The sequence below is a fragment of the Rhodococcus jostii NBRC 16295 genome (genome assembly GCF_001894825.1).
Lineage (GTDB): Bacteria > Actinomycetota > Actinomycetes > Mycobacteriales > Mycobacteriaceae > Rhodococcus_F > Rhodococcus_F jostii.
Genome location: NZ_BCWY01000015.1, coordinates 1 through 24,359, shown reverse-complemented (window position 1 = coordinate 24,359; position 24,359 = coordinate 1). Strand labels below are relative to the sequence as shown.

21 protein-coding genes are annotated in these 24,359 nt (G+C 68.3%); 13 read left to right on the top strand and 8 right to left on the bottom strand.

The window, feature by feature from the left end:
- The first annotated feature begins 74 nt into the window (after window positions 1-74).
- The 3 genes from RJ1_RS12280 to RJ1_RS12270 are packed head-to-tail and all read left to right on the top strand — an operon-like array spanning window position 75 to window position 5,759.
- Window positions 75-2,096 (top strand): alpha-1,4-glucan--maltose-1-phosphate maltosyltransferase, encoded by a 2,022-nt coding sequence (locus tag RJ1_RS12280; protein ID WP_073360238.1) that lies wholly within the window; start codon window positions 75-77, stop codon window positions 2,094-2,096.
- Window positions 2,093-4,291, top strand: a complete 2,199-nt coding sequence (gene glgB, locus RJ1_RS12275; protein WP_073360236.1) for a 1,4-alpha-glucan branching protein GlgB — start codon at window positions 2,093-2,095, stop codon at window positions 4,289-4,291. The genes RJ1_RS12280 and glgB overlap by 4 nt, the downstream gene beginning before the upstream one ends.
- A 46-nt stretch (window positions 4,292-4,337) precedes the next feature.
- Window positions 4,338-5,759, top strand: a complete 1,422-nt coding sequence (locus tag RJ1_RS12270; protein ID WP_073360387.1) for a neutral zinc metallopeptidase — start codon at window positions 4,338-4,340, stop codon at window positions 5,757-5,759.
- A gap of 22 nt (window positions 5,760-5,781) precedes the next feature.
- On the opposite strand, the gene RJ1_RS12265 is transcribed toward RJ1_RS12270, so the two are convergent.
- A complete protein-coding gene (locus RJ1_RS12265; RefSeq protein WP_073360234.1) occupies window positions 5,782-6,558 on the bottom strand; it encodes an IclR family transcriptional regulator in 777 nt (258 codons plus the stop codon).
- Between the two features lie 65 nt (window positions 6,559-6,623).
- Between RJ1_RS12265 and RJ1_RS12260 the strand changes: the two genes are divergently transcribed.
- Genes RJ1_RS12260 through RJ1_RS12245 form a run of 4 tightly spaced genes read left to right on the top strand, consistent with a single transcriptional unit; the run spans window position 6,624 to window position 10,779 of the window.
- Window positions 6,624-7,634, top strand: coding sequence for a 2-dehydro-3-deoxygalactonokinase (locus RJ1_RS12260; protein ID WP_083400463.1), 1,011 nt, complete (start codon window positions 6,624-6,626; stop codon window positions 7,632-7,634).
- Window positions 7,631-8,257, top strand: a complete 627-nt coding sequence (locus RJ1_RS12255; protein WP_073360230.1) for a 2-dehydro-3-deoxy-6-phosphogalactonate aldolase — start codon at window positions 7,631-7,633, stop codon at window positions 8,255-8,257. The genes RJ1_RS12260 and RJ1_RS12255 overlap by 4 nt, the downstream gene beginning before the upstream one ends.
- 54 nt (window positions 8,258-8,311) lie before the next feature.
- Window positions 8,312-9,460, top strand: coding sequence for a galactonate dehydratase (dgoD, locus tag RJ1_RS12250; protein WP_073360228.1), 1,149 nt, complete (start codon window positions 8,312-8,314; stop codon window positions 9,458-9,460).
- Window positions 9,461-9,465: 5 nt separating this feature from the next.
- Window positions 9,466-10,779: an MFS transporter gene (locus RJ1_RS12245; RefSeq protein ID WP_073360226.1), complete on the top strand. Its 1,314-nt coding sequence runs from the start codon at window positions 9,466-9,468 to the stop codon at window positions 10,777-10,779.
- Window positions 10,780-10,834: 55 nt separating this feature from the next.
- Here RJ1_RS12245 and RJ1_RS12240 read toward each other — a convergent pair whose 3' ends face one another.
- The 3 genes from RJ1_RS12240 to RJ1_RS12230 form a co-directional block, all read right to left on the bottom strand.
- The gene (locus RJ1_RS12240) at window positions 10,835-11,752 is read right to left on the bottom strand and encodes a tetratricopeptide repeat protein (protein ID WP_073360385.1); all 918 of its coding nucleotides are present in this window, start codon (window positions 11,750-11,752) and stop codon (window positions 10,835-10,837) included.
- Between the two features lie 126 nt (window positions 11,753-11,878).
- Window positions 11,879-12,250, bottom strand: a complete 372-nt coding sequence (locus tag RJ1_RS12235) for a DUF3817 domain-containing protein (protein WP_073360224.1) — start codon at window positions 12,248-12,250, stop codon at window positions 11,879-11,881.
- Between the two features lie 65 nt (window positions 12,251-12,315).
- Complete coding sequence (locus tag RJ1_RS12230; RefSeq protein ID WP_073360222.1) at window positions 12,316-13,509, bottom strand: acetyl-CoA C-acetyltransferase; 1,194 nt, start codon at window positions 13,507-13,509, stop codon at window positions 12,316-12,318.
- Between the two features lie 97 nt (window positions 13,510-13,606).
- Here RJ1_RS12230 and mce point away from each other — a divergent pair, with 97 nt between their 5' ends.
- Window positions 13,607-14,080 (top strand): methylmalonyl-CoA epimerase, encoded by a 474-nt coding sequence (gene mce, locus RJ1_RS12225; RefSeq protein WP_073360220.1) that lies wholly within the window; start codon window positions 13,607-13,609, stop codon window positions 14,078-14,080.
- A gap of 55 nt (window positions 14,081-14,135) precedes the next feature.
- Entirely contained in the window at window positions 14,136-15,224 is a 1,089-nt protein-coding gene (locus tag RJ1_RS12220; protein ID WP_073360218.1) for a coiled-coil domain-containing protein, read from the top strand.
- Here RJ1_RS12220 and RJ1_RS12215 read toward each other — a convergent pair.
- Entirely contained in the window at window positions 15,221-15,547 is a 327-nt protein-coding gene (locus tag RJ1_RS12215) for an Rv1322 family protein (RefSeq protein WP_073360216.1), read from the bottom strand. The genes RJ1_RS12220 and RJ1_RS12215 overlap by 4 nt on opposite strands.
- Window positions 15,548-15,563: 16 nt before the next feature.
- Window positions 15,564-16,238, bottom strand: a complete 675-nt coding sequence (nucS, locus tag RJ1_RS12210) for an endonuclease NucS (protein WP_073360214.1) — start codon at window positions 16,236-16,238, stop codon at window positions 15,564-15,566.
- Between the two features lie 36 nt (window positions 16,239-16,274).
- Between nucS and RJ1_RS12205 the strand changes: the two genes are divergently transcribed.
- Window positions 16,275-17,855, top strand: a complete 1,581-nt coding sequence (locus tag RJ1_RS12205; RefSeq protein ID WP_073360212.1) for an adenylate/guanylate cyclase domain-containing protein — start codon at window positions 16,275-16,277, stop codon at window positions 17,853-17,855.
- On the opposite strand, the gene RJ1_RS12200 is transcribed toward RJ1_RS12205, so the two are convergent.
- On the bottom strand, window positions 17,823-18,602 hold the full coding sequence (locus RJ1_RS12200; RefSeq protein ID WP_073360210.1) for a TetR/AcrR family transcriptional regulator: 780 nt from the start codon (window positions 18,600-18,602) through the stop codon (window positions 17,823-17,825). The two genes, RJ1_RS12205 and RJ1_RS12200, sit on opposite strands and share 33 nt — an antisense overlap.
- An 88-nt stretch (window positions 18,603-18,690) precedes the next feature.
- Between RJ1_RS12200 and RJ1_RS12195 the strand changes: the two genes are divergently transcribed.
- Together RJ1_RS12195 and RJ1_RS12190 are read left to right on the top strand one after the other, a co-directional pair.
- Window positions 18,691-21,498: a DEAD/DEAH box helicase gene (locus RJ1_RS12195; RefSeq protein WP_073360209.1), complete on the top strand. Its 2,808-nt coding sequence runs from the start codon at window positions 18,691-18,693 to the stop codon at window positions 21,496-21,498.
- Entirely contained in the window at window positions 21,495-22,268 is a 774-nt protein-coding gene (locus RJ1_RS12190) for an SWIM zinc finger family protein (RefSeq protein WP_073360206.1), read from the top strand. Before RJ1_RS12195 ends, RJ1_RS12190 begins: the two co-directional genes overlap by 4 nt.
- Here the strand turns inward: RJ1_RS12190 and RJ1_RS12185 are convergent.
- Window positions 22,234-22,569, bottom strand: coding sequence for a UBP-type zinc finger domain-containing protein (locus tag RJ1_RS12185; RefSeq protein WP_255284877.1), 336 nt, complete (start codon window positions 22,567-22,569; stop codon window positions 22,234-22,236). The two genes, RJ1_RS12190 and RJ1_RS12185, sit on opposite strands and share 35 nt — an antisense overlap.
- A gap of 180 nt (window positions 22,570-22,749) precedes the next feature.
- On the opposite strand from RJ1_RS12185, the gene RJ1_RS12180 reads away from it, so the two are divergent.
- Window positions 22,750-24,359 (top strand): PucR family transcriptional regulator (locus tag RJ1_RS12180; RefSeq protein WP_073360384.1); only part of this gene is annotated, 1,610 nt, incomplete at its 3' end.

Below are 24,359 nucleotides of genomic sequence, written 5' to 3'. Positions count from 1 at the left end.
TACTCCATTACGGTTGAACCGGCGGCCCAGCCCACGAGCCGCCGGCAACTTCCGGCTATGGAACGGAGCCCAGCGTGACAGGTCGACTCGGTATCGACGACGTGGAGCCGAACATCGGGTGCGGTCGGTATCCCGCCAAGGCCGTTGTGGGTGAGGTGTTTCCCGTCCGGGCAACCGTGTGGCGCGAAGGTCACGACGCCGTGGCCGCCACGCTCGCGGTGCGGGGGCCGCGCAGCGCCGCGTCCGGTGGCTCGGCGACCTTCCGTATCCCCATGACCGGCGGTCCGCTGCCCGATACCGTCGACGGCTCCTTCACACCTACCGGCGAGGGCCTCTGGACGTTCCGGATCGAGGCGTGGAGCGATCCGGTCACCACGTGGAAGCACGCGGTCGAGGCCAAGCTGTCGGTAGGCCAGGGTGCGGCGGAACTGGCCAACGACCTCGAGATCGGTGCGCGCCTGTTCGAGCGTGCCGCGAAGGGCATCCCGCGCGCCGACCGCTCCCGGCTGACCGGGGTCGCGGCGTCACTGCGTTCCGACCGTCACCTGTCCGAACGGGTGGCGCCGGCGTTCGGATCGGACGTCACCGAACTGCTGCGTGCGCATCCGCTGCGCGACCTCGTCACCAAGAGCGAGCCGCACACGGTGCTCGTCGACCGCACCCGCGCCCTGTTCAGCTCGTGGTACGAGTTCTTCCCACGCTCCACCGGGGGCTGGGACGAGAACGGACGGCCCCGGCACGGGACGTTCGCAACCGCCGCGGCCGCACTCCCCCGGATCGCGTCGATGGGATTCGACGTCGTCTATCTGCCGCCCATCCATCCGGTGGGCAAGATCAACCGGAAGGGCCCCAACAACACGCTGACTCCCGGGCCCGAGGACGTCGGTTCGCCGTGGGCCATCGGCTCGGACGAGGGCGGCCACGACGCCCTCCACCCGCAGCTCGGGACGATGCGCGATTTCAAGGCCTTCGTCGCCGCCGCCCGGAAGTTGAACATGGAGGTGGCCATCGACCTGGCCCTGCAAGCCGCGCCGGACCATCCGTGGGCGAAGAAGCACCCCGAATGGTTCACCGTGCTTCCCGACGGCACCATCGCCTACGCCGAGAATCCGCCGAAGAAGTACCAGGACATCTACCCGGTCAACTTCGACGACGACCGGGACGGCATCTACGCGGAGGTCCTGCGGGTGGTGCGGCACTGGGTGGCGGCGGGCGTCAAGATCTTCCGGGTCGACAACCCGCACACCAAGCCGCCGGACTTCTGGGAGTGGCTGATCGCCGAGGTCAAGAAGTCGGATCCGGACGTCCTGTTCCTGTCCGAGGCCTTCACCCGTCCCGCGCGGTTGTACGGTCTCGCCCGGCGCGGGTTCACGCAGTCCTACACGTATTTCACGTGGCGCACGGCCAAGTGGGAGCTGACGGAGTTCGGCAAGGAGATCGCGGCAAAGGCCGACGAGGCGCGCCCCAACCTCTTCGTCAACACCCCGGACATCCTGCACGAGAGCCTGCAGAACGGCGGCCCGGGCATGTTCGCACTGCGCGCCGCGCTGGCGGCGACACTGTCTCCCACATGGGGGGTGTATTCGGGATACGAACTGTACGAGCATGTTCCGGTGCGACCTGGCAGTGAGGAATACCTCGACTCGGAGAAGTATCAGTTGCGTCCCCGCGATTTCGAAGGGGCGGCCGCCCGCGGCGAGTCCCTCGAACCGTGGATCACCGCGCTCAACCGGATCCGCAGGCAGCATCCGGCGTTGCAGCAGCTGCGCAACATCCATTTCCATCACGTCGACAACGACGCCCTGATCGCCTATTCCAAGTTCGACGCCACCACCGGGGATGCGGTGCTGACGGTGATCAATCTCAACCCGTACGGCGCCGAGCAGGGCAACGTGTGGCTCGACATGCCCGCGCTCGGGCGCGACTGGCACGACCACCTGACCGTGCTCGACGAGGTCACCGGTGAGCAGTACCACTGGGGCCAGGCCAACTTCGTGCGCCTCGAACCGTGGCGCTCCGTGGCCCATATCCTGGCATTACCGTCGATCCCCTATCCGGCCAGAACGAAGCTGGCCTACCGCGGAGGTACAGAGTGACCGTCGAACCGCCTGCCGCCATCGCACCCGACGCCGCCGACCTCGACCTGCTGGCCCGCGGGGAGCACCACGATCCGCACTCGATCCTGGGCGCGCACCCGCACCCCGAGGGCACGGTCATCCGCGTACTTCGGCCCTACGCCGAGGCCGTCGACGCCGTCATCGGGGGGACGAGCTTCTCGCTGGAACATCTGGCGCACGGGGTGTGGGGAACGCTCGTTCCGTACCGGGACCTGATGGACTACCGGCTGTCCACCACCTGGCCGGGTGGTCACAACGACGTCTCCGCCGACGGGTACCGGTTCCTGCCCACCCTCGGCGAACTCGACCTGCACCTGTTCGGTGAGGGCAGGCACGAGCGACTGTGGGAGATCCTCGGCGCACACCGCCGTCGCTACGACACCCCCGACGGCACCGTCACCGGCACGTCGTTCGCCGTGTGGGCTCCCAATGCCCGCGGGGTGAGTGTGATCGGCGATTTCGACGGGTGGAGTGGCCGAAATTTCCCGATGCGCGCACTCGGATCCACCGGGGTGTGGGAGCTGTTCATCCCCGGTATCGAGGTCGGCGAGCTGTACAAGTTCCGGGTCCACGGGCCCGACGGCAGTGTGCGTGACAAGGCCGATCCCATGGCCTTCGCGACCGAGGTACCGCCCGCGACGGCGTCCCGGGTGTCGGTCAGCACGTACGAGTGGAATGACGCCGAGTGGCTGGAGCAGCGCGCGGCGACCGAGCCGGCGCAGTCCCCGATGAGCGTGTACGAGGTGCACCTCGGTTCGTGGCGTCCCGGGCTGAACTACCGCGAGATGGCCGAACAGCTCGCCGCCCACGTCACGGAGACGGGTTTCACGCACGTCGAGTTGCTTCCGGTCGCCGAGCACCCGTTCGGCGGGTCGTGGGGTTACCAGGTCACGTCGTACTACGCGCCCACCGCGCGGTTCGGCTCCCCCGACGACTTCCGGTGGTTCGTCGACCATCTGCACGCCGCCGGTATCGGAGTGATCGTCGACTGGGTCCCTGCCCACTTCCCCAAGGACGAATGGGCCCTGGCCCGTTTCGACGGCACGCCGCTCTACGAACACAGCGATCCTCAGCGCGGCGAGCAACTCGACTGGGGAACGTACGTGTTCGATTTCGGGCGGCTGGAGGTCCGCAACTTCCTGGTGGCCAACGCGCTGTACTGGCTGGACGAGTTCCATGTGGACGGTCTGCGCGTCGACGCGGTCGCCTCGATGCTGTACCTCGACTACTCGCGGCCCGAGGGCGGGTGGACGCCGAACATCCACGGCGGACGGGAGAACCTCGAGGCCGTCGCATTCCTGCAGGAGACCAATGCCACGGTCCACAAGAAACACCGCGGCGTGGTCACCATCGCCGAGGAGTCGACGGCGTGGCCGGGGGTCACGCGCGCGACCAACGTCGGCGGTCTCGGTTTCAACATGAAATGGAACATGGGGTGGATGCACGACACCCTCGGATTCCTGGCACACGACCCCGTCCACCGCAGCTATCACCATCACGAGATCACGTTCTCCCTGATGTACGCGTGGAGCGAGAACTATCTGCTGCCCATCAGCCACGACGAGGTGGTGCACGGCAAGGGCACGCTGTGGACGCGGATGCCGGGAAACGACCACGCGAAGGCCGCCGGGGTCCGGGCCCTGCTGGCGTACATGTGGTCGCACCCGGGCAAGCAACTGCTGTTCATGGGTCAGGAGTTCGGACAGACCGCCGAATGGTCCGAGGAACGGGGACTCGACTGGTACCAACTCGACGACCCGTACACCGGCGGCTTCCACCGCGGTCTGCTCCGCCTCGTCCACGACCTCAACGCCACGTACCGCGAGCACCCGTCGTTGTGGACACTCGACACGTCACCGGGCGGGTTCTCCTGGATCGACGCCAACGACACCGCCAACAATGTGCTCAGTTTCCTGCGCTACGGCACCGACGGCTCGATCCTGGCCTGTCTGTTCAATTTCTCGGGTTCCCCACACGCGAATTATCGTGTGGGCTTGCCAGAACTGGGCGAATGGCGTGAAATTCTCAACACCGACGCCGAGGTCTATGCAGGATCGGGTTGGGGAAATCTCGGTGCGGTGACGGCGACTTCGCAGCCGTGGCACGGCCGTCCCGCCTCGGCAGAGGTGGCACTGCCCGCCAACGGGGCGATCTGGATGAGTCTGGAGCGTTGATGAAGGCACGGCCATGCTGACCCGACGTCGGCAGTGGGCTGCGAGCATGGGCGTGCTGGCCGTGACCGCGGTCGTCCTGTCGGGTTGCGCCCGTTCGATAGACGGCGACGCCGCATCCATCTACGACGACCCCTTCAAGGTTGCGGGGCTCGATGCGACGTCGGGGCCGAGCGGTGCCCGCAAGGGAGTTCCCGACGCCGATCTCCCCGTCACCGGCACCGACGGCGGCGAAATCGACACGATGGTTGCCAACGCCGTCAGCGACATCGAGGACTACTGGCGCATCCAGTTCCCGGCGCTGTTCCAGCGCGACTTCGAACCGGTCGAGGAACTGATCTCCTGGGATCCCCGCGAGGCCGACGGCCCTCGGTTCTGCGGAGACAGCACCGAGGAACTTCTCAACGCCGGCTACTGCACCACCGACCACACGATCGGCTGGGACCGGACGCTGCTGCTGCCGGAGGTCGTGGAGAAGTTCGGCGTCGTCGCCGCGGTCTTCGTGCTGGCCCACGAGTACGGGCACGCCGTCCAGACGAAGGCGGGCATCGCCGACGAGGGCGTGGGCGGAGACATCGTGCGGGAACAGCAGGCCGACTGCCTGGCGGGGGCGTTCATGCGGCACATCGCGGAGGACAAGGCACCCCACTTCACGCTCAACACGTCGGACGGCCTGAACAAGGTCCTGGCGTCGGCGGTGGCCATCGGCGACACCGACCCGAACGACCCCGACAACGTGCACGGTTCGGCCTTCGAACGGGTCACGGCCACGCAGATCGGGTTCACGGACGGTCCGGCGCCGTGCACGCGCATCGACGAGAAGGAGATCGACTCGCGTCGCGCGGATCTGCCGCAGCGATTCGCCGACGAATCCGACGACGGCGAACTGCCCGTCACCGAGGAATCGCTCGAGTCGTTCTTCACGTCGTTCCAGCAGATCTTCGATCTCGACGATCCACCTGCGCTGCAACTCGACGGCGCCGACCTCGACTGCGCGGACGCCGACGTCACCGAGCCGGTGTCGTACTGCCCGGCCACCAACACGATCGGTGTCAGCGTCGATGCCCTCGCCGAACGCGGCACACCGGGCCACCTCGGCAGGCGTGAACTCTTCCCGACCAACCTCACCGGCGACTACAACGCGTACGTCCTGCTCGCCTCCCGCTACACCCTGGCGTTGCAGCGGGACCGGGGCGACGATCTGCACTCACCGCAGACCGCACTCCGCGCCGCCTGCCTGTCCGGGGTCATCACCACCGCGCTGAGTCCGGACAATCCCGCCACCCTGGAGGCGGGCAGCGTGTGGCTGTCCCCCGGCGACCTCGACGAGGCCGTGTCGGGTCTACTCACCGACGGATTGGCCGCCAGCGACGTCAACGGGGAGACGGTGCCGAGCGGATTCTCCCGGGTCGACGCCTTCCGCACCGGAGTGCTCGGCGGCGAGCAGGCCTGCGAGGGCCGGTACCGCTGACCGTCGCACGAAGTGACCGTTCTCAGATCTCCCGGTAGCCGAGTGCCGCGGAGATCCGTCCGGCGGCCCGGCACACGACCGGCACGAGGCCACGCATCCGCTCGTCGGGCATGTACGGGCTCGTCGCCGACACGCTGATCGCACCGACGATCGCGCACGACGCGTCCCGGATCGGCGCCGCCACGCAGCGGATGCCCGGTTCGTTGTCCTCGAGGTCCATCGCGGCGCCCATCCGCACGTAGTCGTTCATGCGTGCACGGAAATCCGCCGACCCGCCGGAGGCGCCGGCCGGTGGTCGCGGCCCCTGCGCACCGTCGCTCTCGTACAGCGCATCCCAGCGCTCGGCCGAGTCCAGCAGCAGCGCCTTTCCGACGCCTGCGCGGGTCAGCGGCATGCGGTGACCGATGCGGGACCGCATCTCGGCGCCCCGCGATCCGGGCAGTTTGTCCAGATACAGCACGGAGCCGCCGTCCTCGACCGCCAGGTGCACGGTGTCGTGCACGTGCGCCGACAACTCCTCGAGGATCGGGCGGGCGACGACCGGCAGCGGGTTGCCGTGGAGCGCCTTGAAACCCAGCTCGATCAACGTCGGCCCGAGGGTGTAGCCGCGGCTGCCGTTCCGCAGGTATCCCTCGTGCACCAGCAGTTGCACGAGTCGGTGCGCGGTGCTGCGTCCCAGCGCGGTGTGTTCGACGACGGCACGCAGATCCTGCGCGCCGTCGGAGACGGCACGGATCACGGAGAGGCCCCGTGCCAGCGTCTGGGTGCCGGGTGGAATGTCGTACGTCGGATTCGCCACACCCCACTATCCCACATATAGGGACCGTATTCGTCATTATGGGATTTGCGTCCGATAGTGGTCAGGTGATCCAGAACACCCCCGACACTTCGACACCGCGTCTGATCGCCCTCGACTGGGGCACGTCGTCGCAGCGTGCCTGGCTCCTCGGCGACCGAGGCCGCATTCTGGACGCCCGCCGGCCGGACTTCGGACTGCTCGGCGCCACCGGCGACGACCCCGGATCGAGGACCCGCGACTACGAAGCCGCATTCGACGCGGCGTGCGGCGACTGGCTCGCCGCGTCCCCCGGTCTCCCGGCCATCGCGTGCGGCATGGTCGGCAGCGCCCAGGGCTGGCGTGAAGCCGGCTACCTCACCACCCCGACCGACCTCGCCATCGACGCCGCCGACCTGACCACGGTCCCGCACCCTCGCGGAGTACTGCATCTGGTCCCCGGACTGCGCGTCGCCCCCGCGGCCGACGGGACAGTCGCCGGCGACGTCATGCGGGGCGAGGAGACGCAGATCATCGGGGCGCTGGGCATGCTCACCCCGACCGACAGCCCGCTCACCATCGTCCTACCCGGAACCCACACCAAGTGGACCCGCGTCGAGAACCGCAAGATCGTCTCGTTCGCCACGTCGATGTCGGGCGAGTTGTACGGCCTGGTGATGCAGCACGGCATCCTCGGCCGGACCGCGCACGGTGGCGTGCGGGACGACGCCGCGTTCGAGCGCGGCCTCGTCACCGGAACGTCGGTGCCGTCCCGCGGATTGCCCGCGGAGTTGTTCGGAGCACGAGCGCTCGTGCTCGACGGACTCCTCGATCCGGCGTCGGTTCCCGACTACGTCTCCGGCGTGATCATCGCGGACGAGGTACGACACCTTCTTCCGCAGTTCGCCCTCGGGGGCCGAATTCTGCTGTGCGGCAACGCCGATCTATGCCGGCGCTACGCAGCGGCCCTGCGCGTCCACGGCGTGGTCGCCGAGATGGTCGCCGAGGAAGCGGCGGCGCAGGGCTTGTGGCACGTGGCGATCGCCGCGGGCCTCGTCGAACAGACACCATCCACGAACCACCAGAAGGAGACCCCGTGAGCCCCACAGCCACTGAAACCGCGACCGGATTGATCGCCATTTTGCGCGGCATCACCCCGGAGGACGTCGTCGCGGTCGGTTCCGCCCTCGCCGACGCAGGCTTCACGGCGATCGAGGTCCCGCTGAACTCTCCTCGCCCGTTCGAATCGATCGAACGACTGGCGGCTGCCGTCGGCGACGCCTGCGTGGTCGGCGCCGGGACCGTGCTGAGTGTCGACGACGTGATCCGGGCCGAGACCGCCGGTTCCCGGATCATCGTCTCGCCCAACACCGATGTCGACGTCATCGGCGCTGCCGTCGCCCGGAACCTGCGCGCGTACCCGGGAGCGGCGACACCCACCGAGGCCTTCCGCGCCGTCGGCGCGGGCGCCCGCAGCGTGAAACTGTTCCCCTCCGACTCCATCGGGACGGCCGGGATGACGGCGTGGCGGGCGGTGCTGCCCACGGAGGTCGAACTGCTTCCCGTCGGCGGTGTCGACCGAACGAATCTCGCCGAGTGGGCCGCCGCCGGTGCGGGCGGCGCCGGCCTCGGCACCTGCCTGTATCGACCCGGTGACAGCGCCGACACCGTGCGAGAGCGCGCACGCGCCTTGCTGGACATCTGGTCCGCCGACGCCGCCTGAACCGACTCACACGACGACCGGGGCCCACACCACCGCCCCGCACAGGAGGACTCCATGAAGATCAAGTCACTCACCACCTACACCGTGCCACCGCGGTGGCTGTTCCTGCGGATCGAGACGGACGACGGGGTGGTCGGCTGGGGCGAACCGGTACTCGAGGGCCGCGCGGCGTCGGTCGCCGCCGCGGTGGAGGAACTGTCCGACTACCTCATCGGGCAGGATCCGACCCAGATCGAAGACCTGTGGACGGTCATGTACCGGTCGGGTTTCTATCGCGGCGGCGGCATCCACATGAGCGCGCTGGCCGGCATCGACCAGGCGTTGTGGGACATCAAGGGCAAGGCCCTCGGCGTGCCGGCGTACGAGCTTCTCGGCGGCCGCGTCCGGGACCGGATCAAGGTCTACTCGTGGATCGGCGGCGACCGCCCCGCGGACACCGCGAAGGCGGCGCGTGAGGTCGTGGACCGCGGATTCACCGCGGTGAAGATGAACGGCACCGAGGAACTGCAGTACCTCGACACCTGGGACAAGGTGGACCGGTGTCTCGCCAACGTCGCGGCGGTGCGCGATGCCGTCGGCCCGGAAATCGGCATCGGCGTCGACTTTCACGGCCGGGTGCACAAGCCGATGGCCAAGGTGCTGCTCCGGGAGCTCGAACCGTTCCGGCTGATGTTCGTCGAGGAACCGGTCCTCTCCGAACACGTCGACGGTTTCGTCGACGTGCTGCGGCAGTCGCCGATCCCGATCGCCCTGGGTGAGAGATTGTTCTCCCGTTGGGATTTCAAATCCGTCCTCGCGTCCGGCGCCGTCGACATCATCCAGCCCGATCCGTCGCACTGCGGCGGCATCACCGAGGCGCGGAAGATCGCGCACATGGCCGAGGCCTACGACGTGGCGCTCGCGCTGCACTGCCCCCTCGGGCCGATCGCGCTGGCGACGTGCCTGCAGATCGACGCCGGCTGCTACAACGCCACGATTCAGGAACAGAGCCTCGGCATCCACTACAACACGTCGAACGATCTCCTCGACTACCTCGTCGACCCGTCCGTGTTCACCTACGCCGACGGTCAGGTCCGAATCCCCACCGGCCCGGGACTGGGCATCGAGGTGAACGAGGAGTACGTGATCGAACGGGCGGCCGAAGGACATCGTTGGCGAAATCCGGTCTGGCGCCACAGCGACGGATCGTTTGCGGAGTGGTGAGGGACATGGTCCAGATTCAGAAGACCGGCCGGTCCACGTCGGTGGCCGCGCAGGCATCGAAGGCGCGCGTCCTCATCGCGGTGATGCTGTTCGTGACGGTCGTCATCAACTACATGGACAGGGCGAACCTGTCGATCGCGATGCCCGCGATCGCCGAGGAGATGGATCTCTCCAAGGCTCAGCAAGGGCTGCTGCTGTCGGCGTTCGGGTGGACTTATGCGGCGCTGCAGATTCCGGGTGGCTGGCTCGTCGACCGCATACCCCCGAGACTGCTCTACCCGGCGTGCCTCATCCTGTGGTCCGTCGCGACGGCGTTCATGGGTGTCATCGGGGGCTTCGTCGCCCTCATCGCGCTGCGACTTCTCGTCGGCGTGTTCGAGGCACCGGCGTATCCGATCAACAACCGGGTCGCGACCGCCTGGTACCCCGAGCGTGAACGTGGGACGGTGATCGGCTTCTACACCTCCGGCCAGTTCATCGGACTGGCACTGCTCACGCCGTTCCTCTCCTGGCTTCAGTCCGTCCTGTCCTGGCACTGGGTCTTCATCGTGACCGGCGTGATCGGAGCGGTCTGGGGTCTCGTCTGGTACGCCTTCTATCGCGAACCGCGCGACTCGCGGGCGAACGACGCCGAGATCGACCTGATCCGCGACGGCGGCGGGCTCGTCGACCTCGTGGAGGAACAGCAACCCGAACGTCCGGCCGTGACGCGCAACGATGTCGCGACCGTCCTCGGCAGGCGCAAGCTGTGGGGCATCTATCTGGGCCAGTTCTGCCTCACCTCGACGCTGTGGTTCTTCCTGACCTGGTTCCCGACCTACCTCGTCGAGTACCGGGGCATGGATTACATCAAGTCCGGATTTCTCGCTTCGCTTCCGTTCGTCGCGGCGCTCGTCGGTGTGCTGTTCTCCGGGGTGTTCTCCGACTTCCTGCTGAAGAAGGGGATATCGCTCGGGGTCGCCCGTAAGGGGCCGATCATCGTGGGGCTCCTGCTGACCGTCGCGATGATCGGCGCAAACTTCACCGACTCGACCGCGATGGTGATCATGTTCCTGTCCATCGCGTTCTTCGGCAACGGTCTCGCGTCGATCACCTGGTCGCTGGTGTCGGCTCTCGCACCGGAACGCCTGCTCGGGCTCACCGGTGGAATGTTCAACTTCATCGGCAACCTGTCGTCGATCGCGACACCGATCGTCATCGGGTTGCTCGTCACCGACGAGAGTTTCGCGCCCGGGTTCGTCTACATGACCGTGGTGACCGCGGTCGGGATCGCCTCGTACGTCTTCCTGGTGGGACGGGTGGAGCGCGTCCGGAGCTGACATTCCGGTCCGGGTCACCGGGGTGAGTGCCGTCGGCGCTCACCCCGGTTCCGTGTCAGTACAGGGCGGCGGCGAGCTTCCGGCGCGCGGTCATGACGACGGGCTCGGCCGGGTCGAACAGTTCGAACAGTTCCAGCAGACGCGTCCGGACACGTGTCTTGTCGTCGCCGGCGCTGCGCGCGACCAGACCGATGAGCCGGGCGAACGCGGCGTCGGGGGCCTGGGAGTAGAGCTCGACGTCTGCAGCCTGGAGTTGGGCGTCGATGTCGTTCGGGGCGGCGTCCGCCGCGGCGACGGCCCCGGGATCGACGGACTGCACCCGGGCTAGGAAACGCACCTGCCGGATCGCGCCCTGCGCCTCGGCGTTGGCCGGTTCCTCGTCGAGGATCTTCTGGAACTCGGCTTCGGCGGCCGACAGGTCGCCTTCGTCGAGGGCGGCCTCGGCGGCGACGAAGCGCGGGTCCTCGGGCTCGGGCTCGTCCGGGTCGCCGTCACCGGCCGGGGGTCCGGACAGCTTTCCGGCAACTGCCTGCTGGACGGCGGCGAGCCACTGCCGCAGTTGCGGCTCGGGTTGTGCGCCCTGGAAGTCGGCGAGCGGTTGTCCGCCCGCGATGGCGACGACGGTCGGGACGGACTGGACGCCGAACGCCTGCGCGATGCGCGGGTTGGCGTCGACGTCGACCTTGGCCAGCACCCAGGTGCCGCCGGCCTCGCGCGCCAGCTTCTCGAGCAGCGGCGAGAGCTGTTTGCACGGCTCGCACCAGGTGGCCCAGAGGTCGACGACGACCGGCACCTGCTGGGACCGGACGAGCACCTCGGCCTCGAACGTCGCCTCGGTGACGTCGATGACGGGGGCGAGCCCGGTACTGTCCGGGGCGGCCGGGGTGGCACCGTCACCGGAGGGGGCGGGTGCCTGCGGAGGCGGAGCGGCCGCACGCTCCTTGAGGGCGGAGAGATCGACTGCTCCGCTCATGGCTGCGGTCACTGCTGAGGAACGCGCTGACGGACGAGAACCTGGTCGAGTCACGCCCACCAGTTTGTCACGATTTGCGGGCGCACCGGAATGCGGGCCGTGTCTACCGCGGGCTCGGTGCGGGAGTCAGACGAGCGAGGGTTCGGCCTTCGCCGCGCTCGACCGGGACAGTTCGGCCATGCGGCCGGTGCGCGCGGCCCACACCTCGAAGACGACGGTGCCGAACGGCGGGACGCTGGCGACGAGCGCCCAGAAGATGGTGACCAGATTCCAGCTCAGCTTGCGGGCGGTCCAGAGCGAGACGAGCAGGTACAGGACGAAGACGCCGCCGTGGATGGGACCGAAGATCTTCACGCCGATCTCGTTGCCGTCGGCCGGCAGGTATTTGAAGGCCATGCCGATGAGGAGGCCGAGCCAGGTGAAGGCCTCCAGAATTGCGACAAATCGGAAGCGCTTGGCCGTGGTACTGAGATCGAAGACGTTCGCCATGCCGACCATTGTGCCCGACCATCTACGACAGTCCGTAGTGGTGTGAGATACACCACCACGGACTGTCGTGCAGGTCACGCCTTCGGGACGCGCACGATCAGGGCGTCGCCCTGTCCGCCGCCACCGCACAGCGCCGCAGCACCCACACCCCCGCCACGACGGCGCAACTCCAACGCGAGATGCAACGCGATCCGCGCCCCGGACATCCCCAGCGGATGCCCCATCGCGATCGCGCCGCCGTTGACGTTCACGACCTCCGGGTCCAGCCCCAGTTCCTTCGTCGACGCGATGCCCACCGCCGCGAACGCCTCGTTGATCTCGACCAGGTCCAGATCCTTCGGCTCGATCCCCTCCTTGGCGCACGCCTTCGCGATCGCCCGCGCCGGCTGCGACTGCAACGTCGAATCAGGACCGGCCACCACGCCGTGTGCCCCGATCTCCGCGATCCACGACAGCCCGAGTTCCTCGGCCTTCGCCTTGCTCATCACCACGACGGCTGCGGCTCCGTCCGAGATCTGCGACGCCGAGCCGGCGGTGACCGTGCCGTCCTTGCTGAACGCCGGCCGCAGCTTGCCGAGCGACTCCACCGTCGTGTCCCCGCGCACGCCCTCGTCCGAGGTCACCATCACCGGGTCGCCCTTGCGCTGCGGCACCGGCACGGGCACCACCTCGTCGTCGAAGACCCCGTCCTTCCATGCCCGGGCGGCACGCTGGTGGGACGTGGCCGCGAACGCGTCCTGGTCCTCGCGGCTGATCCGCTGCCCGTCCTCCGCGTTCTTCGCCTCCGTCAGACTTCCCATCGCCTGATCGGTGAAGATGTCGTACAACCCGTCAAACGCCATGTGGTCGCGCATCGTCACGTCGCCGTACTTGAATCCCTCCCGCGACTTCTCCAGCAGGTGCGGCGCCCGCGACATCGACTCCTGGCCCCCGGCGACGACCACCTCGAACTCCCCCGCCCGGATCAGCTGATCGGCCAACCCGATCGCGTCGATCCCGGACAGGCACACCTTGTTGATCGTCAACGCCGGCACATCCATCCCGATCCCCGCCGCTACCGCTGCCTGCCGCGCGGGGATCTGACCAGCTCCCGCCGTCAGCACCTGACCCATGATCACGTACTCGACCTGCTCGGGAGCGACGCCCGCCTTCTCCAGCGCACCCCGGATCGCCACCCCACCCAGATCAGATCCGGACACATCCTTCAACGAACCCAGCAGACGACCCATCGGGGTCCGGGCTCCGGCAACGATCACAGAACTGGTCACGATTTCCTCCGGTGCAATGAGCGAGTAGGCAGGTGCGGGGCGACGGAAGTCACATCCCGACGAGAACTACCGAAACGGTAGCGCTAACGTCGGAACCATGACACAGTCCTCCCCCACCCAGACCTCCTCACCTCTGTCCTCGGACCTGGTGACCGCCATCGACCACGTCGGCATCGCCGTCCCCGACCTCGACGCCGCCATCGCGTGGTACTCCGAACACCTCGGCATGGTGTCGACGCACGAAGAGGTGAACGAGGAGCAAGGCGTGCGCGAGGCGATGCTGAGCGTCGTCGGCTCCCCCGAGGGCAGCACCGCGCTGCAGTTGCTCGCACCGCTGAACGAGAACTCGACCATCGCCAAGTTCATCGATCGCAGTGGCCCCGGTCTGCAGCAGCTCGCATACCGCGTCACGGACATCGACGCCATCTCGGCTCAGCTGCGCGAGCGTGGCGTCCGGCTGCTGTACGACGCTCCCCGCCGCGGAACCGCCGACTCGCGAATCAACTTCGTGCACCCGAAGGACGCGGGCGGCGTTCTCGTCGAACTGGTGGAGCCCGCGGCGAGCCACTAGCACCGGGCACCAGGCGCAGAGACAAGTTCTACTTTGCCCAGGTAGATTGGCGGCCATGGTAAACGAGCAGGACCGTGGTTCGATCCCCCTTCCCTTTTCCACCGTGCGTAAGGGATTCGACCGGGACGAGGTACGCAACTACTTCGAGCGATTCGACGCCGAGCTCCGCGTCACTGCCGCCGACCGCGACGCCGCGGCGGCGCAGGCGCGGGACCTCGCCAAGCAGCTCGACGATGCGCGCGACGAGATCGACGATCTCCGCAAGGACGTCGACCGCCTGTCCGTCCCTCCCACCACCGCGGAGGGTATGAGCGACCGCATCTCGCGCATGCTCCGTCTCGCTTCGGACGAGGCGTCCGAGGTGCGGGCCAAGGCCGAGGCCGACGCCGCGGAGATGATTTCCGTCGCCGAGCAGGAGGGCGCGCAGCTCCGCGGCCAGTACGAGTCGCTGGTCGCGGAACTCGAAGACCGCCGCAGTGCTCTCGAGATCCAGCACGAGCAGACCATGGCCAAGGCCCGCACGGAGGCCGCGAAGATCGTCGAGGCCGCCCAGTCCGAGCGCGACCGTCTGGCCGCCGAGGCCGAACTGCGCCGGTCGCAGGTGCAGGAAGACTTCGACCTCGCGATGTCCGAGCGTCGCCAGAAGACGATCACCGCGGTCAACGAGCTCGAGTCCACCAGCAAGGCGGAGGCGCACCGTCGTCTCGCCGACGCGACGCACGAGGCGGAGCGCCGACTGCAGGCGGCCACCGATCAGTCGGAACGCAAGATCGCGCACGCCAAAGAACTGGCGGAGGAACTTCGGGTGCTACGCGGCCGGATCCTGGCGCAGCTCTTGGGAATTCGGGGCCAGCTCGATTCCGTTCCCGCAATGTTGGCCTCGGTCAACCGCGAGAGCGAACTCCTCGACGCGCAGCCCGAATCCGCGTCGTCGAAGTCGGATCAGCGCTCGAACGAGAACAAGAACACGAACACCAAGTCGGCGCCGGGCGGAACCGCGGACCGGAAGAACGCGCCGAACGAGTCCGGGAAGGGCTCCGAGGACGAGACGGACAACTCCGACGAGGACACTGCGGTGCTGACCACCGTCGAGAAGAACCCGGCCAGATCGGCCGGTCAGCGGACCGTCAAGACCGGAAGCTAGGACCACTTGCGCGTCAGGCCCCGGGTGCTGCGTCCCGACCAGCACCCGGTGTGCCAGTGCCGCCGGTCTTCGGCTCCGCCGTATTCGGCCGGCCAGGTGACGAGATGGGCGACACCCGGCCGGATGTCGTGATCGCAGCCGGGGCACCGGTAGGACTTGGCCGCCCGGGCCCCGGGGATCGTGCGCACGATGTAGCTCTCGTCCGCGTCGCCTGCGGGTCCGGATTCCTGACGCATCAGCGCGCTGCCGAACAGTGAGCCCTCGGAGGTGTCCGGAGGCGCACTGCGGCGCGTGTTCTTCCGCTGCGGTTTACGACGGGGCACGGGTTCAGCCTAGGCCTCAGAAGAGCCGGAACTCGGTGCTCTCGGTGCCGCGCAGCGCCTCGTAGTCGAGCACCAGGCACCGGATTCCGCGGTCGGTGGCAAGCGTTTTGGCCTGCGGCTTGATCTGCTGGGCGGCGAAGACGCCGCTCACCGGCGCCAGCAGGGGGTCGCGGTTGAGCAGTTCGAGGTAGCGCGTGAGTTGTTCGACACCGTCGATGTCGCCCCGGCGTTTGATCTCCACCGCGACGGAGGCGCCGTCGGCGTTCCGGCACAGCAGGTCCACAGGACCGATGGCGGTCATGTATTCGCGCCGCACGAGCGTGTACCCGCTGCCGAGGGTTTCGACGTGCTCGGCGAGCAGCTCCTGCAGGTGTGCCTCGACACCGTCCTTGACGAGCCCCGGATCGACCCCGAGTTCGTGGCTGGAGTCGTGCTCGATCTCCTCGATGGTGATCCGCAGTTCCTCGCCGGCCTTGTTGGTCACCACCCACAGGGCCTCCGCGTCTTCGACGGAATCCTCGACCAGCCAGCAGGGCGGGGACATCCAGTTCAGCGGCTTGTAGGCACGGTCGTCGGCGTGGATGCTCACGGAGCCGTCGGACTTGATCAACAACAGTCTGCGAGCGGTGGGCAGATGTGCCGTCAAGCGGCCTACGTAGTCGACTCGGCATCGGGCAATCACTAGGCGCACCCGCCCACCCTAAGGGATCGTGCCGACTAGTCTCGAATGACTATGCGCAGCCCTCGCCGATCCGTCGCCCCGCTGGGGTCGTGGTTGCTCGGATCGCCGGACGAGAGTCCGCGTCGGCGCCGTATCCGTGTCCAACTACTGCTGACCGCCCCGCTGGTGTTCACCAATCTCGTCGGCGCGCTGATCACCTGCCTGCTCGTCAGCGTCGTCGTCCCCGGCCCGAGTGTGTGGTCGAGCGAATTCGCGATCGCCAACTTCGTCGCGGTGCCGGTGTTCGTGTTGTGCGCGGTTCTGATCGGTGTGACCTGGGGCACCAAGCGACTGGTGTCGGACCTCCGGTGGGCAACCGAGGACGACGCGCCCACCGACCGCGACCGGTCGGCCGCGTTTCGCGCGCCGTGGCGCCTGACCCGGGTCCAGGCGGCGTTGTGGGGCATCGGGTTGGTCTTCTTCACGACGCTGTACGCCATCATCGACCCCCAGACCATTCCGAAGGTCGCGTTCACGATCGCCCTGGCGGGGATCACGGTCTGCGCGTTCTGTTACCTGCTCACGGAATTCGCCCTCCGGCCCATCGCCGCCCGCGCGCTGGGATCGGACGGACCACAGTCCCGGCGCACCCTCGGCATCACCGGCCGTACCGCGTTGGCGTGGATCCTCGGAACCGGGGTTCCAGTGCTGGGGCTGATGCTCATCGCGATCTTCAGCTTCATCCGCCCCGCGAGTTCGACCAGCCTCGCGGTGTCGATCCTCGCTCTCGGCGGGGTGATACTGCTCTTCGGGCTGCTGCTGGTCGTGATCAGCGTCCGCGCCACCGAGGCGCCGATCCGTTCGGTGTCGCTGGGCATGGCGAAGGTGGCGGAGGGCGATCTCGACGCGAGCGTCGTCGTCTACGACGGCACCGAACTCGGTGCGCTGCAGACCGGATTCAACCGGATGGCGGAGGGACTGCGCGAACGGGAGCGGATCCGCGACCTGTTCGGGCGTCACGTCGGGCAGGAGGTGGCCTCCCAGGCGCTCCGCCACAACCCCGAACTCGGCGGCGAGGAACGCGACGCGGCCGTCCTGTTCGTCGACATCATCGGATCCACCACGATCGCGGCCACCCGGTCGCCGGCAGAGGTCGTGGACCTGCTCAACCGATTCTTCGATGTGGTCGTCGACGAGGTCGATCGGCGGGGCGGGTTCGTCAACAAGTTCGAGGGCGACGCGGCGCTCGCCATCTTCGGCGCGCCCGTCGCTCTCGACGACCATGCCGGCGCCGCCCTGTCCGCGGCGAGGGCCCTGCGGGAACGGCTGTCGGCCGAGGTGCCGGAGTGCGATGCGGGGATCGGCGTGGCGGCGGGTCGCGTCGTGGCCGGGAACATCGGCGCACACGAACGTTTCGAGTACACGGTGATCGGCGATCCCGTCAACGAGGCGGCGCGACTGTCCGAGCTCGCCAAGAACGTTGCCGGGCACGTCGTCGCCTCGCAACGCGCGATCGACGCGGCAGCCGCGGACGAACGCGCGCGGTGGCAACTCACCGACACCGTCACCCTCCGCGGGCGGGTCGAGCCGACCACGCTGGCCGTTCCCGCAGGGCTAATCGCCGCCGGTTCCGCCGTCGACGATTAGGGCGCCGACTCCGTCGAGTAGCCGCGCGAGCCCGAACTCGAAGGCGTGGGCGGGAGCGAACGCGGCATTGTGGTACTCGCCCGCCGAGGTCCCCACCCGAGCGGCCAGCGGGAACCTGCCCGGGTCGAAGACCTTCTCGAAGTGCGGAGCGACGCTCTGCCACCACTCACCGTCCGCCTCGTGCGCTGCCGCCGCGGCTGCGTCCACGGCGGCACGAGCCGCGCCCGCGACGAAACTGTCGAGGAGCGTGACGACGGAATCCATGTCCAGGTCCGACAATCCCAGCCCCTCGACCGCGCGCAGCTCACGTTCGTACTTGGCCATCCCACCGGGCCCGAGAACCGGCCTGCTCAGTGCGACGACGCCCAGCATCCACGGGTGCGCGCACAGTAGCTGGAAGTAGTCGCGGGCGGCGTCCGCGAGACGCTCCCGCCACCCCGCGTCCGATTCCTCCGCCGGAGCGAGGGTGGAGAGGGCGCGATCGAGCATCACCTCCACGAGCTCCGTCTTCCCGGGAACGTGTGTGTACAGCGACATCGCCCCGGCCCCGAGTTCCGCCGCCAGCCGGCGCATCGAGACGGCGTCCAGCCCTTCCGCATCCGCGACGGAGACGGCGGCCTCGACGATACGGTCGAGCGTCAGGCCCGGCTTCCCGTTGCGGGGGCGCGAAATCGGAGTGCTGCCGCCACCCCACAGCAGCTCCATGGTGCGGGCCGGATCGCCCTCCGGTGTCGCGCTTCTACCCATGCCGAGATCTTCGCACGGCAGCCGGGAACAATTCCGCCCACCGCCTCGTTGACGTACGGCGTACCATACACAGGCGAAAGGCGCAGTAGTGACAGCGGAGCCCGATCTCGCCACCTGTGCGGCCACGTTCGTCCCCGCCGATCCGCCCCGTGCCGCCCACCTGGTGTTCTGGAGCGAATCCCCGGACGGCCCGCAGCCACCGCGTTCCGATTCCCACACCCGGATTGCCGTCGCGGGCGCTCTGAAGAGCATTCCGACGCAGAGCGTTCCCCTCGCCGCCGCGCTGCCGATGCTGCTGGCGCTGTCCCCCGGCGACACGACGCATCGGTCGGTTGCATTCTGGGTCGCCTGCACCCGCACCGCCCTGGCATATCTGCACCAGGGCAAGGTCCTGCCCGCGGTCACGGCGGCCGGTCGCGACGTGTGGCGGCTCGGCCGCCTCGACGGCGAGGACGAATCGCACCTGCGACAACTGATCGCCGCGCTCCCGCCGGAAGCCCGCGCGATTCCGCTCGGCGATCCGCCCGAGGGCGCGGCGGGAGCTCTCCTCCCTGCGGCCGCGGACGTGCTGCGCGACTTCCTGTCCGCCGTCGTCGACACGATCCCGCGACTGGAGTCTGCGACCGACTCCGGCCCCTACCTGGGATGGAACGTCGCCCCCTCGCCCGAACTGCGCGCGTGGGCCGCCGCCCTGGCACCCGAGACGGTTGCCCTGTCGCTGCGGATAGACCCCGTCGACTCGGGCGCGATCGACCTCACGGGCAGCGAGTTCGACGCCACCGTCCAGGTACACGGTGTCGCGCGGCCCGGGGTCGTGTGCGACGCGATCGACCTCTGGCGACAGCCGTCGCTCGCCGAGTCCGCGTTCGCGGCCGATCCGCGGATCGAGGTGCTCGACGCTTTGCGCCGGGCGGCTCAGGAGTGGGCGCCGCTCGAAGATCTGTTGCGCGCCGAGGCTCCCCATCGCCTCCGGCTCGAGGACGACGACCTGGCTTCCCTCGCCGGGGACGCCGGGCGTCGGCTGCACGGATTGGGAGTCGAGATCCATTGGCCGCGTGAGCTGGTGGCCCGCACCTCGACGCGCTTGATTCTCGGCGAGCGCGGGTCGAGCGAGGACCCATCGACATTCGGTGGCGACCGCGCCTTCGACTTCGACTGGCGCGTCGCGGTGGGCGACGACGTGCTCACCCGGGAGGAGATGGAACAGCTCGTGTCCGCGGAGCGCGCCGTGGTGAAGCTGCGCAACCGGTACGTCGTCGTGGACTCCGCGTTGCTACGGAAGACACTGCAGCGGCGCACCGGAACGATGACGTCGATCGAGGCGTTGCGGGCCTCGCTGACCGGACGGGCCCGGCGCGGCGACGAAAACGTGCGCGTCGACTCCTACGGGGCGGCCGCGGCGGTGGCGCGAGAGCTGTCGACGAACAACCTGGAGGCAGTGCCGGCACCCGCGACCCTGCACGCGCAGCTGCGGGACTACCAGCTCACCGGATTCCGCTGGCTCGCGGGGCTCACGTCACGAGGCCTGGGCGCCTGCCTCGCCGACGACATGGGTCTGGGAAAGACCTTGACCCTCATCGCCCTTCACCTGCACCGCCAGGAAGACCCGGCGACGGCGGGACTCACACTGGTGGTCTGCCCGGCGTCCCTGCTGGGAAACTGGCGACGTGAGATCGAACGTTTCGCACCGGGTACCAGCGTCCTCGTCCACCACGGTCCGAAGCGGCGCCCGCCGAGCGAATCGCTCACGAACGGCAGCGGCACGGTCGTCCTCACCACGTACGCGACGATGCGACTCGATTGCGACACTCTCGCCGCGACGGCGTGGGGGCTGGTCGTCGCGGACGAGGCGCAGCACCTGAAGAACCGGTCCGCTTCCGTCACCCGGGCACTGCGGACCATTCCGGGGAAGGCCCGCGTGGCCCTGACCGGCACACCGGTGGAGAACAAGCTGAGCGACCTCTGGTCCATCCTCGACGGCGTCACCCCGGGGCTCCTCGGCCCGTACACGCAGTTCCGCCGCCGCTACGACAGCTCGGCACCCGACGACGGGATCGATCGCGCGGCGGAACTGGCGGCGCTGATCTCGCCGTTCGTCCTTCGGCGTAAGAAATCGGACCCGGGGATCGCCCCCGAGTTGCCACCGAAGACGGAGATCGACCTGGACGTCACACTCACCCGGGAGCAGGCCGGGATGTACGAGGCCCTCGTCCGCGAGGCGATGGAGCAGATCGAGAACAGCGACGGCATCGGCCGGCGCGGCAGCATCGTGTCATTGCTGACCGGTCTGAAGCAGATCTGCAACCACCCCGCCCAGTACCTCGGCCAGGAGCACACCGCGCTCACCGGCCGCTCCCACAAGATCGGTCTGCTCGACGAGCTGATCGACACCAACCTGTCGGAGGGTGGGCGTTCGCTCGTGTTCACCCACTTCACCACGATGGGACGGCTGCTGCGGCGGCACCTGACGGCGCGCGGGGTGCACTGCGAATTCCTGCACGGCGGCACCTCCGTCGCCGCCCGCGAGGAACTGGTCGAACGGTTCCAGAACGGCGACATCCCGGTTCTGATCCTGTCACTCAAGGCCGCCGGCACCGGGTTGAACCTGACTCGTGCCGATCACGTCGTGCACTTCGATCGCTGGTGGAATCCGGCGGTCGAGGACCAGGCGACCGACCGCGCGTACCGCATCGGCCAGACGCACCCGGTCGTCGTCCACCGGCTCGTCACCGCGGGAACCATCGAGGAACGTATCGCCGGCATGCTCGCGTCCAAGCGGCAGCTCGCCGACTCGGTCCTGTCCCACGGCACCGATGCCTTGACCGAACTGAGCGACGGCGAACTCGCCCGACTGGTGGCCCTGAGCCCCGACTACGACTTCGGAGGTGACCTGTGACCGAGGCTGTCACCCGTCCCCGTTTTCCTGCACAGAAGGGCCGGCGTACCCGTGGCCGGACCTGGTGGGCGCAGCGGTGGGTCGACGATGTCGAGCAGGCCGCGCTCGACTCGGACACCCTGAAGCGCGGACGTGCCTACGCCCGAGGTGGTCTGGTCGGGCCGCTCACGTTCGCGGCCGGGCTCGTCTCCGCGGACGTCCACACCGACGAGGAGAGCCTGCACGTACGGATCCGGGTGGACCAGCTCGACGAGCGCCAGTGGAGCCGGGTACTCGCGACCCTCGCGTCGCGGAGCGGCCACGTCGCCCAGTTGTCGAGTGGAACGCTTCCCCGCGAACTCGACGAGGACCTCGCTGCCGTCGACGTGTCACTCGTGCCGTCGATGTTCGACGCGGACGCGACGTGCACGTGTGAGGAGTGGGACGTGCCGTGCCGCCACGCTGCCGCGGTCCTGTATCAGGCGGCGTGGGTGCTCGACGACGAGCCGCTGCTCTTCTTCCTCCTGCGCGGGCGCGAGGGGCAGGACATACTTCAGTGCCGGCACGACGCGCACGAGGAGACGTCCCGTTCGTCGTTCGACGGTTCGTACACCGCGGTGCCGGCGACGGACGCCTACGCCGCAGCGCCCGGACCGCTTCCCGCTCCGCCGCACACCGTCGGTTCCCCGATACGGCCACGGTGGCTGGACGACTCTCCCCCCGAAGTTCAGGCGGACGCCGTGTGGTCGGCGATCGTCACTGCGATCTCGCGATACGGAGACCGTGCCTGACGTCCTCCGACGGTCCGGGCACCAGGCTCGGCGCGACCACTCGGGCACCGGTCGCCGGGTACGGCGTGCAGATCTGGACGTCGTGCACGAAGCACCAGCGCCAGTTGTCCCCCGCGTGGAGCGACTGGACGATCGGATGACCGCTGCGCTCGGCGTGATGTCTCGCATGCCTCATCGGTGACGCATCGCTGCATCCGACATAGCCGCACGTCAGGCACAACATCAGGTGCTCCCAGCGGGTACCGAGTGCGAGACAGCCCTCGCACCCGTCCGACGTGTGCGCGACGACATCACGAATCATATTCAGATCGGGATCGTGCCAGTTATTGGATTGGGTCATAATTGCCACCCCTCAGTTACCAAGGTTGGCGGTTGGCGCGCCGCGCCACCTGGTCACGACGGAACGAAAGAATCCCCCGAAATCCGGCCTCGGCGGACAGCGTCCCGGTTTCGACGGCGCAAAACGGGGTAGTTCCATGCCATGGATCTGGAAGCAGCACCAGACCCGAGGGTGGATCACACACCGCGGGCAGCGAACCTGTGCGCGGTGCTGTCCGTCACCGCACACATGCACGACTGCGGAAACCGGGACGAGATTCTCGCCCTGATGGTGGACGCACTCCCCGAACTCGGTCCCTTCACGGTGGAGCCCGTATCGGCGGTGACGGGCGAACTCCACGATGACGACGACGTCTGGCGGCACCGGGTGCTGCTCGACGATTCGTGGTCGAGGCCGGTGTCACTGACGCTGCGGGCCGACTACCCGCCGACACCATTGCAGGCCACGCTGCTCGAGTTGCTGATTCAGCACACAGGATCAGCCCTGCGCGCGACATCGCTGCGCGGTCGAGCGGCCACCCAGGAGCGCCAACTGCGCGAGGCCACGGAGGAGATCACCGCGATCACCGCGCGGGCCTCGCGGCTGGAGCAGGAAGCGAAGATCCATCACACGTTCGGACGCCTCTCCGCCACCGGAGGCGACGAGACCGCCATCGCCGACACCCTCCACCGGCTGACCGGGCTCGCGGTCGGGATCGAGGACGCCTTCGGCACCCTTCGCGTCTGGGCCGGCCCGGACAGGCCTCCCAAGTACCGCAAGGTCGGCGGCGGGAACCGCGTCGATGTCATTCGCCGCGCCACCATGGAGGGGCGCCCACTGCGCGACGACAACCGGATCGTGCAGATAGTCCGCCCCGGCAAGACCCTTCTCGGCGTCCTGTACCTGTCGGATCCGGACCACCGGGCCGCCGACCTCGACACATTCGCGCTCGAGTACGCCACGACTGTGCTCGCCGTCGACATGGCGCACCGCAGGTCCCTCGCCGAGACGGAGGCGCGGTTGAGCCGCGACCTGGGAGCCGACCTGCTCGCCGGGACCGATGACGACAGCGCCTATTCACGGGCCGACGCACTGGGTTACGACCTGCACACTCCACAGCGCGTCCTGGTGGTGCAGTGGGGCCCGGACACTCCCATCGAGACCGTTGCCGAAGCGTTCCGGCGGCACCTCACGTCGACCGATTCCTCGGCCCTCCTCGTGCACGGCAACGAGCACCGCACTGGAGTTCTCGCCGCTGTCATGGACGCGACGACGGACGCGAACACGATCTTCAAGGCGCTGGAGAAGTCGCTCGGACCCGCCGTCGGGGTGGTCGGTGTCGGTTCCGAATGCGGCTCCCCCAGCGACCTTCCCAATTCGTACACCCACGCGATGCGTGCGCTCGAGATCCGGAAGCAGTCGCTGTCACCCCGCGGGGTGGCACTGTTCGACGAACTCGGCGTCTACCGCATCCTCGATTCGCACAGCAGCACCGGCGACGTCGAGGCGTTCGTTCAGGAATGGCTCGGACCGCTCCTCGAGTACGACCGGGAACACAGGAGCACCATGACTGCCACGCTCGCGCAGTACCTCGAGTGCGGTGGCAAGTACGACGAAACCGCGCAGGCCCTCCGAATCCACCGCAGCACACTGCGATACCGGATGTCCCGCATTCACGAACTGACCGGACGTGACCTCCGGAGCGTCGACACCCGCCTGAACCTTCACCTGGCCTCCCGGGCTCTTCAGGTCCTGGCCGGCGGCGAGCGGCA

Excerpts from the sequence above, each read along its gene's own strand:
- RJ1_RS12270 (WP_073360387.1), top strand. The coding sequence starts at position 4,338 with ATGGGCGTGCTGGCCGTGACCGCGGTCGTCCTGTCGGGTTGCGCCCGT.
- RJ1_RS12240 (WP_073360385.1), bottom strand. The coding sequence starts at position 11,752 with ATGAGCGGAGCAGTCGATCTCTCCGCCCTCAAGGAGCGTGCGGCCGCT.
- RJ1_RS12185 (WP_255284877.1), bottom strand. The coding sequence starts at position 22,569 with ATGATTCGTGATGTCGTCGCGCACACGTCGGACGGGTGCGAGGGCTGT.
- RJ1_RS12205 (WP_073360212.1), top strand. The coding sequence starts at position 16,275 with ATGACTATGCGCAGCCCTCGCCGATCCGTCGCCCCGCTGGGGTCGTGG.
- dgoD (WP_073360228.1), top strand. The coding sequence starts at position 8,312 with ATGAAGATCAAGTCACTCACCACCTACACCGTGCCACCGCGGTGGCTG.
- RJ1_RS12235 (WP_073360224.1), bottom strand. The coding sequence starts at position 12,250 with ATGGTCGGCATGGCGAACGTCTTCGATCTCAGTACCACGGCCAAGCGC.
- RJ1_RS12200 (WP_073360210.1), bottom strand. The coding sequence starts at position 18,602 with ATGGGTAGAAGCGCGACACCGGAGGGCGATCCGGCCCGCACCATGGAG.
- RJ1_RS12245 (WP_073360226.1), top strand. The coding sequence starts at position 9,466 with ATGGTCCAGATTCAGAAGACCGGCCGGTCCACGTCGGTGGCCGCGCAG.
- RJ1_RS12220 (WP_073360218.1), top strand. The coding sequence starts at position 14,136 with ATGGTAAACGAGCAGGACCGTGGTTCGATCCCCCTTCCCTTTTCCACC.
- mce (WP_073360220.1), top strand. The coding sequence starts at position 13,607 with ATGACACAGTCCTCCCCCACCCAGACCTCCTCACCTCTGTCCTCGGAC.